The sequence below is a fragment of the Neisseria sp. P0020.S003 genome (assembly GCF_051957095.1).
GTDB classification, from domain to species: domain Bacteria; phylum Pseudomonadota; class Gammaproteobacteria; order Burkholderiales; family Neisseriaceae; genus Neisseria; species Neisseria subflava.
The window spans coordinates 141,216-153,928 of record NZ_JBQCWU010000001.1 but is presented as its reverse complement, the minus strand read 5'-3'; the positions used below and the strand labels follow the sequence as shown (position 1 = coordinate 153,928).

At 50.6% G+C, this 12,713-nt stretch carries 16 protein-coding genes; 12 read left to right on the top strand and 4 right to left on the bottom strand.

Annotated elements, in window-relative coordinates; all coding sequences use genetic code 11:
- Positions 1-145 precede the first annotated feature (145 nt).
- Positions 146-508 (top strand): ACP-like domain-containing protein, encoded by a 363-nt coding sequence (locus ACTHTQ_RS00790; protein ID WP_440362778.1) that lies wholly within the window; start codon positions 146-148, stop codon positions 506-508.
- A 140-nt stretch (positions 509-648) separates the two neighbouring features.
- Here ACTHTQ_RS00790 and dnaN read toward each other — a convergent pair whose 3' ends face one another.
- Positions 649-1,752: a DNA polymerase III subunit beta gene (gene dnaN, locus ACTHTQ_RS00785; protein ID WP_440362777.1), complete on the bottom strand. Its 1,104-nt coding sequence runs from the start codon at positions 1,750-1,752 to the stop codon at positions 649-651.
- A gap of 106 nt (positions 1,753-1,858) precedes the next feature.
- Positions 1,859-3,427 (bottom strand): chromosomal replication initiator protein DnaA, encoded by a 1,569-nt coding sequence (dnaA, locus tag ACTHTQ_RS00780; protein ID WP_313971126.1) that lies wholly within the window; start codon positions 3,425-3,427, stop codon positions 1,859-1,861.
- A gap of 315 nt (positions 3,428-3,742) precedes the next feature.
- On the opposite strand from dnaA, the gene rpmH reads away from it, so the two are divergent.
- From rpmH to yidC, 4 genes are all read left to right on the top strand, one after another.
- The gene (gene rpmH / locus ACTHTQ_RS00775) at positions 3,743-3,877 is read left to right on the top strand and encodes a 50S ribosomal protein L34 (protein ID WP_002214728.1); all 135 of its coding nucleotides are present in this window, start codon (positions 3,743-3,745) and stop codon (positions 3,875-3,877) included.
- Positions 3,878-3,879: 2 nt separating this feature from the next.
- On the top strand, positions 3,880-4,221 hold the full coding sequence (gene rnpA / locus ACTHTQ_RS00770) for a ribonuclease P protein component (protein WP_440362776.1): 342 nt from the start codon (positions 3,880-3,882) through the stop codon (positions 4,219-4,221).
- Complete coding sequence (gene yidD, locus ACTHTQ_RS00765) at positions 4,218-4,439, top strand: membrane protein insertion efficiency factor YidD (RefSeq protein WP_003684591.1); 222 nt, start codon at positions 4,218-4,220, stop codon at positions 4,437-4,439. The genes rnpA and yidD overlap by 4 nt, the downstream gene beginning before the upstream one ends.
- 118 nt (positions 4,440-4,557) lie before the next feature.
- A complete protein-coding gene (gene yidC / locus ACTHTQ_RS00760; protein ID WP_440362775.1) occupies positions 4,558-6,204 on the top strand; it encodes a membrane protein insertase YidC in 1,647 nt (548 codons plus the stop codon).
- 91 nt (positions 6,205-6,295) lie between these two features.
- On the opposite strand, the gene ACTHTQ_RS00755 is transcribed toward yidC, so the two are convergent.
- Positions 6,296-7,006 carry an SAM-dependent methyltransferase gene (locus ACTHTQ_RS00755; RefSeq protein WP_440362774.1) on the bottom strand — a complete coding sequence of 237 codons (711 nt, stop codon included), beginning with the start codon at positions 7,004-7,006 and terminating at the stop codon, positions 6,296-6,298.
- A 53-nt stretch (positions 7,007-7,059) separates the two neighbouring features.
- The gene (locus ACTHTQ_RS00750; protein ID WP_308888300.1) at positions 7,060-7,650 is read right to left on the bottom strand and encodes a Maf family protein; all 591 of its coding nucleotides are present in this window, start codon (positions 7,648-7,650) and stop codon (positions 7,060-7,062) included.
- Positions 7,651-7,705: 55 nt separating this feature from the next.
- Between ACTHTQ_RS00750 and ACTHTQ_RS00745 the strand changes: the two genes are divergently transcribed.
- From ACTHTQ_RS00745 to fabD, 7 genes are all read left to right on the top strand, one after another.
- Positions 7,706-8,209 carry a YceD family protein gene (locus tag ACTHTQ_RS00745; protein WP_004520416.1) on the top strand — a complete coding sequence of 168 codons (504 nt, stop codon included), beginning with the start codon at positions 7,706-7,708 and terminating at the stop codon, positions 8,207-8,209.
- A gap of 33 nt (positions 8,210-8,242) precedes the next feature.
- Positions 8,243-8,422: a 50S ribosomal protein L32 gene (rpmF, locus tag ACTHTQ_RS00740; RefSeq protein WP_002240035.1), complete on the top strand. Its 180-nt coding sequence runs from the start codon at positions 8,243-8,245 to the stop codon at positions 8,420-8,422.
- A 92-nt stretch (positions 8,423-8,514) separates the two neighbouring features.
- The gene (locus ACTHTQ_RS00735) at positions 8,515-9,039 is read left to right on the top strand and encodes a phosphoribosyltransferase (RefSeq protein ID WP_107737733.1); all 525 of its coding nucleotides are present in this window, start codon (positions 8,515-8,517) and stop codon (positions 9,037-9,039) included.
- A gap of 122 nt (positions 9,040-9,161) precedes the next feature.
- Positions 9,162-10,223 (top strand): phosphate acyltransferase PlsX, encoded by a 1,062-nt coding sequence (plsX, locus tag ACTHTQ_RS00730; RefSeq protein ID WP_440362773.1) that lies wholly within the window; start codon positions 9,162-9,164, stop codon positions 10,221-10,223.
- Between the two features lie 152 nt (positions 10,224-10,375).
- Entirely contained in the window at positions 10,376-11,338 is a 963-nt protein-coding gene (locus ACTHTQ_RS00725; RefSeq protein ID WP_440362772.1) for a beta-ketoacyl-ACP synthase III, read from the top strand.
- Positions 11,339-11,389: 51 nt separating this feature from the next.
- Positions 11,390-11,737, top strand: coding sequence for a DUF1294 domain-containing protein (locus ACTHTQ_RS00720; protein ID WP_440362771.1), 348 nt, complete (start codon positions 11,390-11,392; stop codon positions 11,735-11,737).
- A 9-nt stretch (positions 11,738-11,746) separates the two neighbouring features.
- Positions 11,747-12,673 carry an ACP S-malonyltransferase gene (gene fabD / locus ACTHTQ_RS00715; RefSeq protein WP_440362770.1) on the top strand — a complete coding sequence of 309 codons (927 nt, stop codon included), beginning with the start codon at positions 11,747-11,749 and terminating at the stop codon, positions 12,671-12,673.
- Positions 12,674-12,713 lie beyond the last annotated feature (40 nt).

The window sequence follows — 12,713 nt, the reverse complement described above, 5'->3', positions numbered from 1 at the left end:
CAATCCGGTAACCATAAGTAAACACTGTTTTGCAATTTACCCAATTGCCACTACCGACAAAACGCCTAAAATACGCTTCATCTGCAAACGGAAACCCTTTCTCACTTTGCAAGATAACACACAACACTCATATGGAGCTTAGATCATGAAATTACTTTCTGTTATCACTGCAGCCGCATTGGCTACTGTTTCCTTCTCCGCTGCCGCTGCACCTGCCGGCTTCGTTTCTTACAGTTGTGACGGTGGCAAATCACTGAACGTGATGTACGGCTTTGACCGTAGCGGCCGTGCAGTTACTGCTGACGTAAACGCCGGTGGCAAAAAAGCCTCTTTGGTTGTCGACAAAAAACGTTCTGACAGCACTGGCACTACTTTCACCAACCGTAAAGGCTATGTAATGTCTGCCGGTTTCATCGACAAAAACACCCACACTACTTCTGAAGTAGTTGGCGTGAACGCCCCTAACGGCTCATTCCTGGTGAAAAACTGCGAACCACGTCCACGTTAATCCCAGTTTTCCTATTTAACCGAATCATCTCGGTTTGATAGAAAGGCCGTCTGGAAAACAATTTTCAGACGGCCTTTTGATTCAAGCCTATAAAAAAGAGCGTGTACCGTACACGCTCTTTTTGTTTGTTCACACACCAATTAAATACGCATCGGCATTACGATGTATTTGAAGTTCGGATTATTCGGCATGGTAAACAGCGTTGAACGGTTGGCATCGCCGAAAGCAAGCTGCATATCGTCGGAGTGTATGTTACGCAACACATCCATCAGGTAGCCGATGTTGAAACCGACTTCGAGTTCTCCGCCTTGGTAAGCGATTTCCAGCTCTTCGCGCGCTTCTTCCTGCTCGTTGTTGCTACATACGACACTCAGCAAACCAGGCTGCAGGAACAGTCGCGCGCCGCGGAATTTTTCATTGGCAAGAATGGCGGCACGCTCGAGTGCACCCAAAAGCTGGGTACGGGATACGAGGAAAATCTTGTCGTTATCCAAAGGAATCACGCGGTTAAAGTCAGGGAACTTGCCGTCGATGACTTTGCTGACAATGGTTGTGCCATTGCATTGGAAACGTACTTGATTGTCCAAAAGCTCAACGGTGATGGATTCGGACGGATTGCTCAACAGCTTGAAGAGTTCCAATACTGTTTTGCGCGGCAGGATCACTTCCGTTTTCGGCAGTTCTGCTTCAATTTGGCTGGCCGCATAAGCAAGGCGGTGGCCGTCGGTTGCCACAAGGCGCAGCTGGTTTCCTTCGACCTGCATCAGCAAGCCGTTGAGGTAATAGCGGATATCTTGAACTGCCATGCTGTATTGCACTTGCGAAAGCATGGTTTTGAAGGTTTCTTGAGTCAGTGAGAAAGTCGCACTGACGTCGCTGCCGACGCTCATCAACGGAAAGTCTTCAGCCGGCAAGGTTTGCAGGGCAAAACGGGATTTTCCCGCGCGCAGAGTCAAACGGTTGTCCGCCCAATCCAGTGACACCAGCGCACTGTCAGGCAGGGCGCGCAAGATATCTTGGAATTTTTTAGCGTTGGTCGTAATGCGGAAATCGCCTGCCTGACTTTCAGGGCCGGCGGTATTGATTTGGATTTCCAAGTCGGTTGCCAAAAGTTTGGTTTGTCCGTCTTTGCTTTCCAGCAACACATTAGACAAAATCGGCAGAGTATGGCGACGTTCGACAATACCGGTAACGGCTTGCAACGGCTTGAGCAGACTGTCGCGATCGGCTTGTAAAATCAGCATGTTCCATTCCTTTGAATTTGAAATCGGTTGATTGGGGTATTTTAGAATATTTTTTGTATTCAGACGGCCTCACATTGACATCAGGCCGTCTGAATATTGCATTGGGTCAGTTCTGAATCAAAATCAGCAGTTTTTCGTAGTCTTGTGCCAATTCGGGATCTTCTTCGCGCAGTTTTGCCACCGCTTTGACACCGTGCATCACGGTCGTGTGATCGCGACCGCCAAAGGCATCACCGATAGAAGGCAGGCTGAGCGTGGTCAGCTCTTTGGTCAGACTCATGGCAACTTGGCGCGGACGGGCGATGTTGCGCGTGCGTTTCTTGCCCAATATATCGCTGATTTTAATACGGTAGTATTTGGCTGTCGCATCGATGATGATGTCGGCGGTAATGACTTTGTGTTTCTCGGCAATAATATCCTGCAAAGCCGTACGCGCCAAATCCATGTCGATGACAGGACGGTTCATAAAACGGCTGCTGGCACTGACGCGGTTGAACGCGCCTTCCAGCTCACGCACATTGGAGCGGATCAGATTGGCGATAAACAGAGCAGCTTCGTCTTCGATACTGATACCGGCTGCTTCTGCCTTTTTCTGCAAAATCGCCACGCGCATTTCCAATTCGGGCGGTTCGAGTTCCAAAGTCAAACCCCATGAAAAACGGGACTTGAGACGGTCGTCCATACCCTCGATCTTGGCAGGCAATACGTCGCACGTCAGGATCAGCTGTTTTTTCTCGTTGTGGAAATGGTTGTACAGATAGAAGAACTCTTCCATCGTACGGTCTTTGCCTTTAATGAACTGAATATCGTCGATAATCAGCAGGTCATATTGTTTGTATTGTTGCTTGAACACATCATAAGTGTTGTTGCGTACAGCCTTCATAAAGCTGCGGATATAGTCATCCGAGTGCATATAACGCACTTTGGCATCAGGACGGTTTTTCAGCAATTCATTGCCGATGGCTTGCACCAAGTGGGTTTTACCCAAACCGGTACTGCCATATAAGAAAAACGGGTTGTAGCCCTGCCCCGGATTTTCAGCAATCGCTTGGGCGGCAGCGGCGGCAAGGCGGTTGCCCTTACCTTCCACCAAAGTTTCAAATGTATAGTCACGCGACAGATTGGTCTGTTCGTAGCGTGCTTCTTCCGCATCGTGTTGCGCGTCGGTTTTGGCTTTGGCAACTGCTTTAGACTCAGCCGGAGCGACAGTTTGCACTTGAGGCTCATGCGGCAGGTTTTTCATGCGTTGCGCCAAAATCTCGGCAGCCGTCATGGCAGCGGCAGGTTTGGAAACCGTTTCAGACGGCCTATCTTCTTCCATTGCAGCAGCAGTTTGCAAAGGCATTTGAACAGGCTCTACACACTCTTCGACTTCAATGACCTCTTGCACTTGCACTGGCGCAACAGTCTGAGCCGCCATTTCATAATGCTCACCTACGCCCGGCTTAAACGCGAAAGCAGCCTGCTGAGGCACCAACTCGGCACGCACGGCGTCAATTTTGGCGGCAAACTGGCTTTTGAGCATATTGCAGGCAAATTGGTTTTTACCATACACCACCCATACGCCGTTTTCTTCGCCCACGGTCAAAGGCGCAATCCATTGCGCAAACTGCCCGGCAGGCAACATTTCGTGAAGGCGGCGAAGGCACAGCGGCCAAAATTCAGCTAACGTCATGAGATTAAGCTCGGAAATGGAAGATTTGGGAAATACAAGAAGGCAGAGCAGACAGGCAATCCGATAAAAATCAAATTTTTACGATACTCCCGCTTTCAGACGGCCTTGCACACAGAGAAAAGCAAGGTTGGTCAATTATACCCATTCCGCTCTTTTTTATCCACAACCGCCGCAAAATTTTATCCACAAATTCTATCAATGCATAAAACCCGTTGTCACACTTTAGCCAACGAAAAGTTTTTATATTGATTGACAAAAGCGGCAAATTGGAGTGTAATTCATGGTTTAATTATCTACCAATTTTTAGGAAACATCATGAAACGCACTTATCAACCTTCCGTTACCAAACGCAAACGCACCCACGGCTTCTTGGTTCGCTCCAAAACCCGCGGTGGTCGCGCAGTATTGGCTGCCCGTCGCGCCAAAGGCCGCAAACGCCTGGCTGTATAATTTTGAATTACGGCTTCTCGAAGCAGTATCGCTTATTAAAAACGGATGATTTTTCATCCGTTTTTGCGTTGAAAAACCGACGCAGCCGCGATTTGCTGCAAGTCTCCCAGTCCGCAGACAACGCGCTCGGCCATCCGCGCCTTGGTTTGGTCGTCAGCAAAAAGACTGCCAAACGCGCCCATAACCGCAATTATATGAAGCGCGTCATCCGCGACTGGTTCAGACTGAATCAACACCAGCTGCCGCCGCATGATTTTGTTGTGCGTGTGCGTCAGGCGTTTAATCGGGAAACTGCCCCAGAAGCCCGAGACCAACTTGCCCAGCTGATGAAAAAACGCCGATGAATACCCTGCTTTCCAAGCTCTTCCTTGCACTCATCCGCTTTTACCAATACTGCATCAGTCCCCTCATTCCGCCGCGCTGCCGCTATACCCCGACCTGTTCACAATACGCAGTCGAAGCCGTCAAAAAATACGGTGCATTCAAAGGTGGATGGCTGGCAATCAAACGCATCGCACGATGCCATCCTTTCGGCGGACACGGACATGACCCTGTTCCATAATGCTGCTGTCAACCATTTAAAGAACACGATTTCCTTTAATTTCCCGTCGGTTTCTATATAATGCCGTCTGAAGCAGTTTTCATCTCGATTACCTATCCGTCAATTCCAGGAATCTCTTATGGATTTTAAAAGACTAATGGCGTTTTTTGCCATTTCAGTGGCAATCTTTGCCGGCTGGGAACATTTTTTCCCCAGCCCCAAACCTAATCCGGCGCAACAAGCCGCGCAACAGCAAACGGCCGCCGCTCCGGCAAAAGCCGCTGCCGAAGCCGCGCTTGCCCCGGCCTCTCTTATTACCGTTACCACAGACACGGTTAAAGCCGTCATCGATGAGAAAAGCGGCGACCTGCGTCAGCTGACCCTCTTGCAATACAAAGCAACCGGCGACGAACACAAACCTTTCGTCCTGTTTAACGACGGCAAGGAATACACCTACGTCGCCCAATCCGAGCTTTTAGACGCACAAGGCAACAACGTTCTGAAAGGCATCAGCTTTACCGCTCCGCAAAAACAATACAGTTTGGAAGGCGACAAAGTTGAAGTCCGCCTGAGCGCACCTGAAACCAACGGCCTGAAAATCGACAAAGTTTATACTTTTACTAAAGGCAGCTACTTGGTCAACGTCCGCTTTGACATTACCAACAGCAACGGCCAACCCGTCAACCTGAGCGCAGACTACCGCATCGTCCGCGACCACAGCGAACCTGAAGGCCAAGGCTACTTCACCCGCTCTTACGTCGGCCCGGTGGTTTACACCCCTGAAGGCGGCTTCCAAAAAGTCAGCTTCTCTGATTTGGACGACGATGCCAAATCCGGCAAATCCGAAGCCGAATACATCCGCAAAACCCCGACAGGCTGGCTCGGCATGATTGAACACCACTTCATGTCCACTTGGATTCTCCAGCCTAAAGGCGGACAAAGCGTTTGCGCCGCTGGCAATTGCCGTATCGACATCAAACGCCGCAATGACAACCTGTACAGTGCAAGCGTCAGCGTGCCTTTAGCCGCGATCCAAGCCGGCGCAAAAGCCGAAACCGCCATCAACCTGTATGCCGGTCCGCAAACCACTTCCGTTATCGCCAACATCGCCGACAAACTGCAACTGGCCAAAGACTATGGCAAAGTACACTGGTTCGCCTCCCCGCTCTTCTGGCTCTTGAACCAACTGCACAACATCATCGGCAACTGGGGCTGGGCAATCATCGTTTTGACCATCATCGTCAAAGCCGTACTGTATCCATTGACCAACGCCTCTTACCGCTCTATGGCAAAAATGCGTGCTGCCGCACCTAAATTGCAAGCCATTAAAGAGAAATACGGTGATGACCGCATGGCGCAACAACAAGCCATGATGCAGCTTTACAAAGACGAGAAAATTAATCCGCTGGGCGGTTGTCTGCCCATGCTGTTGCAAATCCCCGTCTTCATCGGCTTGTACTGGGCATTGTTCGCCTCCGTAGAATTGCGCCAAGCGCCTTGGCTGGGCTGGATTACCGACCTTAGCCGTCCCGATCCCTACTACATCCTACCCCTGATTATGGCGGCAACCATGTTTGCACAAACTTATCTGAATCCGCCGTCAACCGACCCAATGCAGGCGAAAATGATGAAAATCATGCCTTTGGTATTCTCCATCATGTTCTTCTTCTTCCCTGCCGGCTTGGTTCTGTACTGGGTAGTCAACAACCTCTTGACCATTGCCCAACAATGGCATATCAACCGCAGCATCGAAAAACAACGTGCACAAGGCGAAGTCGTTTCTTGATAAAGGTTTAGGCAATACAAAGGCCGTCTGTTGTTCAGACGGCCTTTTTTTATTTCCTCAAATACAGTTTGAAATTGAACCCAATCCAGTTTTAAGCGGCATGCAACACAAAAATCGTCGGGCGTTTTTTCAAATTCGGCATTTCTTTTCTTTTTCGCCACTGCGCAATCGTCTGGCTGATGATTTCCTGTGTCGGCAAGGTCAAGTCCGTAGCCACACATAAGCGCGTTTCAGGATGCAGGTTTTCCACCGCATCAGCCAACAACGCATCGTTGCGATACGGCGTTTCGATAAACAGCTGCGTTTCATTCTGCTGGCGCGAACGTTGCTCCAAAGCCTTCAAACTCTGAATCCGCTCATTTTTTTCAGACGGCAGATAACCCTTAAACGCAAAGTTCTGACCATTTGCACCCGAAGCCATCAGCGCCAGCAACAAGCTGGACGGGCCGATCAAAGGCCGTACTTCAAAACCGTGTTTATGCGCCAACGCCACTAAATTCGCGCCCGGATCGGCAACAGCCGGACAACCCGCCTCGCTGACAATGCCCATACTGCGCCCTTCTTGCAAAGGTTTCAGCAATTCCGGCAAAGTCTTCAAATCCGTGTGTTCATTCAGCGTTTGCAAATTCAGCTCGCGGATAGGCGTAGTTACGCCTAAATGCTTCAAATGCGCGCGCGCTGTTTTTTCCGCTTCTACAACAAAATCCGTCAGCCCGACAATCGCCTGTTGTTCATGCGGCAACAGGCATGGCGTATCAGGCGCACCCAAAGGGGTAGGAATCAAATACAAAATCGGTTTCATTCTTCAACTCCAAAAAATCTCAGGCCGTCTGAACACATTCAGACGGCCTCAAACTATAAAACTTCCACACCTTCGTTTTTCAAAAAATCAATCAGACGGAAAATCGGAAGGCCGATCAAAGCATTCGGATCCGTACTTTCAATCCGCTCCAACAAAGCGGCGCCCAAACCCTCGCTCTTCGCCGCCCCGGCACAATAAACCGCATCCGGCTCGCGTTCCAAATATCGGCTGATTTGTTCCTGCGTCAACTGTCGCATGGCAACCACCGTATGATCGACATGATGCTGAACCTTGCCCGTAGCAGTATTCAAAAGCACGATTGCACTGTAAAATTCAATCCGTTTTCCGCTTAAGTCCGCCAGCATCTGTTGTGCATTTGCGACGTTCATCGGCTTGCCCAACTGCCGTCCTTCGCACCATGCGACTTGGTCTGCACCGATAATCAGCGCGGCAGGGAAAGCTGCCGCCAATGAACGAGCTTTGCCTTCAGCCAAACGCAGCGCCGTTTCGCCCGCATGCTCGCCCGCAATAGGCGTTTCGTCAAAATCAGGCAATGCCGTCTGAAAATCGATACCCAAACGGCGAAGCTGTCCGCAGCGGAAAACCGAACTCGACCCTAAAACCAAAGGCAGTTTTACTTCCATATTTTTACTTAAAAACATTGACGTTAGACTGCCGAAATTATATCATACTCCGTTTATGTCATACCCTAATTTGATTGACCCAGAAGTTTTCGCCGCCGAAGGGCAGAATCTGCAAGGCAGCTTCCTGCTCGAAGAATTGGATGAACGAGTCAGTTCGCACGATTATCCGGCCGACAAACAGACACGCGTGTCGTTTACGCTGCAAGGCGGTCGCGACCGGCTGCAACGTCTGTTTCTCGATTTAAACGTCAAAGCCGACATGCCCCTGATTTGCCAGCGTTGCATTACGCCCATGCCGTTTCTACTCGATGAAACCAGCCGTATCGTCCTGTTTGCCGATGAAGAGAGTTTGGACGAAGCCATGCTTGCCGATGAAGAATTGGAAGGCATGCTGCTCGAAAAAGAGCTTGACGTGCGGACTCTGGTTGAAGACCAAATCCTGATGTCGCTCCCTTTCTCCCCTCGACACGAAGACTGCGGCAACAATGGAACACTGGACGAAGTCAATCGGGACAAACCAAACCCCTTTGCTGTTTTAGCAGGTTTGAAAAGCAGTTAATTAGGACACAGTTTATTTATCTAGGAGCTTGAAATGGCCGTTCAACAAAACAAAAAATCCCCTTCTAAACGCGGTATGCACCGTTCACACGACGCTCTGACTGCGCCTTCTCTGTCTGTTGACAGCGCAACCGGCGAAGTGCATCGTCCACACCACATTTCTCCAAACGGTATGTACCGTGGCCGTAAAGTGGTAAAAGCTAAAGGCGAATAATCCGTTCGTCTGACTGAAAAAGCCAGAATATTGCCATGCAATGACTGGCTTTTTTGCATTGCACCCTGTATTTTCCTCTTCGGAAGCACACCATGAAACGTAAAATCTGGTACACCTACGACGACATCCACCGCGTGATCAAAGGATTGGCGGAAAAAATCCAAAACTCCGGCACCAAATACGATGCCATGATTGCCATTGGCGGCGGCGGTTTTATCCCTGCCCGCATGTTGCGCTGCTTCTTGGAAATTCCGATTTACGCCGTCACCACAGCCTACTACGACAGTGATAACGAAGGTCAAGTTACCGAGGAAGTGAAAAAAGTCCAATGGCTTGATCCCGTTCCAGATGCCCTGAAAGGCAAAAACGTACTGGTTGTTGACGAAGTGGACGACAGCCGCGTTACCATGGAATTCTGCCTGAACGAATTGTTGAAAGAAGATTTCGGCACTGTCGGCGTGGCAGTATTGCATGAAAAAATCAAAGCCAAAGCCGGTAAAATTCCTGAAGGTATCCCTTATTTCAGCGGCATTACCGTTGAAGACTGGTGGATCAACTATCCTTGGGACGCGCTGGACATTGACGAACACAACAAATTGGCCGCGCAAAACCAATAAATCTGGCACGACCGTCGCAACAAGCCTTTTCATCTGATTTTCAATTCAATCTCCTGAAAATCAGATGAGAGTGCTTGTCCGATTGTTTGAGGCCGTCTGAAACACACAAACCGGAGAACAACATGATTACACTGGCCGTAGATGCCATGGGCGGAGATGCAGGCCTTGCGATTACCGTCCCCGGTGCAGTGGATTTCCTGAAACAGCAATCCGACGTACATCTGATTATGGTCGGAGATGAAGTAGCAGTCCGCCAAGCATTAAGCTCGGCAGGCGCGCCTATGGACCGCATTACCGTCTGCCATGCAACGCAAGTTGTCGAAATGGATGAAGCGCCACAATCCGCGCTGAAAAATAAAAAAGAATCTTCCATGCGCATCGCCATCAACCAAGTCAAAGAAGGCAACGCGCAAGCCGCCGTATCGGCAGGCAATACCGGCGCACTGATGGCGACCGCCCGATTCATCCTCAAAACCATTCCCGGCATTGAGCGCCCTGCCATCGCCAAATTCCTGCCTTCCGACAGCGAACACGTTACCCTGGCTTTGGATTTAGGTGCAAATGTCGATTGCACGCCCGAGCAACTGGTTCAATTTGCCATCATCGGCAGCGAGCTGGTACACGCGTTACACCCAGAAAAAGGCAGCCCGCGTGTCGCCCTTTTGAACGTCGGTACAGAAGACATCAAGGGTACGGATGCCGTCAAACAAACCTTTAAACTGTTGAGCAGCAGCAAACTCAACTTTATCGGCAATATCGAAAGCAACAGCGTTTTGTATGGCGAAGCCGATGTCGTTGTCGCAGATGGGTTTGTCGGCAACGTTATGCTCAAAACCATCGAAGGCGCGGTTAAATTCATGAGCGGTGCCATCCGCCGTGAATTCCAAAGCACTCTGTTCAACAAACTTGCCGCCATTGCTGCCCTGCCCGCGCTCAAAGGTTTGAAAAGCAAATTGGATCCGCGCAAATTTAACGGCGCTATCCTGCTTGGCTTACGCGGTATTGTAATTAAGAGCCACGGCGGAACCGACGAAGTCGGCTTCCGTTATGCTTTGGAAGAAGCCTATCACGAAGCCAAATCCGCCGGCCTCGCTCAAATCGAACAAGGCGTAGCCACCCAGTTGACTGCTTTGGAAGCCGCCAAAGCAGAACTAGAAGCTGCCACTCCAGCAACGGAAGCTTAAGGCTGATATACACAGGCCGTCTGAAACTTCAAAATGTTCAGACGGCCTGTTTTTATCTTTAATCACCGACTTCATTCTTAATATTGGGAATTTTCCCATTTTCGCTTACAATACCCGACTATCTGAATCAACTCTCTAAAAAGGCCGTTCTCATGCAATATGCCAAAATTTCCGGTACAGGCAGCTACCTTCCTGCCAACCGCGTCAGCAATGACGACCTTGCCAAAAAAGTGGACACTTCCGACGAGTGGATTACCACGCGTACAGGTATCAAATTTCGCCATATTGCAGACGACAACGAAAAAACCAGCGACTTGGCCGCCGAGTCAGCGCGCCGCGCCTTAGCAGATGCCAATTTGCAGGCTGACGATATCGATCTGATTATCGTCGCCACAGCCACTCCCGATATGCAGTTCCCTTCTACGGCAACCATCGTGCAGCAAAAATTGGGCATTGCCAACGGCTGTCCTGCCTTTGACGTACAAGCCGTGTGCGCCGGTTTTATGTATGCCCTGACCACTGCCAATGCCTACATCAAAAGCGACATGGCGAAAAACGCTTTGGTTATCGGTGCGGAAACCTTCAGCCGCATCGTCGATTGGAACGACCGCACCACCTGTGTCCTCTTTGGTGACGGTGCGGGCGCGGTTGTCTTAAGCGCATCTGACGAACCGGGCATCATCCACAGCAAACTCAAAGCCGATGGCAACTACCTCAACCTTTTGAACGTCCCCGGACAAATCGCCAACGGCCAGGTTTGCGGTTCACCCTACATCAGCATGGACGGCCCCGGCGTATTCAAATTTGCCGTCAAAATGCTGTCTAAAATCGCAGATGACGTTATCGAAGAAGCCGGTTACACTGCCGATCAAATCGATTGGATTGTGCCGCACCAAGCCAATAAGCGCATTATCGACTCTACCGCCAAACACTTAGGCTTGAGCATGGACAAAGTCATCTTGACCGTCCAAGACCACGGCAACACGTCCGCCGCCTCCATTCCACTGGCACTGGATGTCGGTATTAAAAACGGCCAAATCAAACGCGGACAAAACCTCTTGCTCGAAGGCATCGGCGGCGGTTTTGCCTGGGGCGCAGTTCTGGTGAAATACTAACGATTGGGCCGTCTGAACATCCCTTTCAGACGGCCTCTTCTGCCACAACCCATGAAATCCCTAACGTTTGCACTCTGCATCAGCATCTTATTTTTAGGCGTAACGTTTATGGTATTACCCAAACTGGCAATCGCCTATCTCGCACTGAGTGCATACGTTTTCCTGCTTTACTACCTAGACAAACAGCGCGCACGCAACCACGGCAGACGCATACCCGAAGCAAAATTACACCTGCTCAACCTGCTTGGCGGCTGGCCGGGTGGTTATTGCGGCAGCCTCGCATTCAGGCATAAAACCAGCAAACCCGGATTTGTCCGCACCTTCCAGCTGACCGCTGCAACCAATACTGTCTCCACCCTCCTTCTGCTAGCAGACACCCTCAAACATTCAAACCAATAAGGAATTACCATGTCTTTCGCATTCTTCTTCCCCGGACAAGGCTCACAAAGCCTAGGCATGATGAACGGCTTTGCCGAGCAAGCCATCGTTAAAGCCACATTTGACGAAGCTTCCGCCGTATTGGGTCAAGACCTGTGGGCAATGATTAACGGCGAAGATGCCGAATTAATCGGACAAACCGTCAACACCCAGCCCATCATGCTGGCTGCCGGCATTGCTACCTACCGCGCCTACTTGGAAGCCGGCGGTAAAATCCCTTCCGTCGTTGCAGGCCACAGCCTCGGCGAATACACCGCGCTCGTCGCTGCCGGCGCATTGGATTTCACAGACGCGGTCAAACTGGTCCGCCTGCGCGCCGAACTCATGCAATCTGCCGTACCACAAGGCGTAGGCGCAATGGCCGCTATTTTGGGTTTGGAAGATGAACAAGTAAAAGCCATTTGTGACGAAGCTGCACAAGGCGAAGTCGTTGAAGCCGTCAACTTCAACTCCCCAGGCCAAGTCGTGATTGCCGGCAATACCGCCGCAGTCGAACGCGCCATGGCCGCCGCCAAAGAAGCCGGAGCCAAACGCGCCCTGCCGCTGCCTGTTTCCGTTCCCTCACATTGCAGCCTCATGAAGCCTGCAGCGGAAAAACTTGCCGAGGCACTGAAAGACATCACCATCAAACAACCGCAAATCCGCGTCATTCATAACGCTGACGTTGCCTCTTACGATGATGCCGACAAAATCAAAGATGCCTTAGTACGCCAGCTGTACAGCCCTGTGCGCTGGACAGAAACCGTCAACGCACTTGTTTCCGAAGGCATCACCGAATCCGCCGAATGCGGCCCCGGTAAAGTCCTCGCTGGCCTCGCCAAACGCATCAACAAAGAAGCCGCGTGCAGCGCATTGACCAATGCCGACCAAGTGGCTACATTTATCGAAGCCCACTAAAACGTTTTTAGACGGCCTTCCTCAAAAAGGCCGTCTTTAA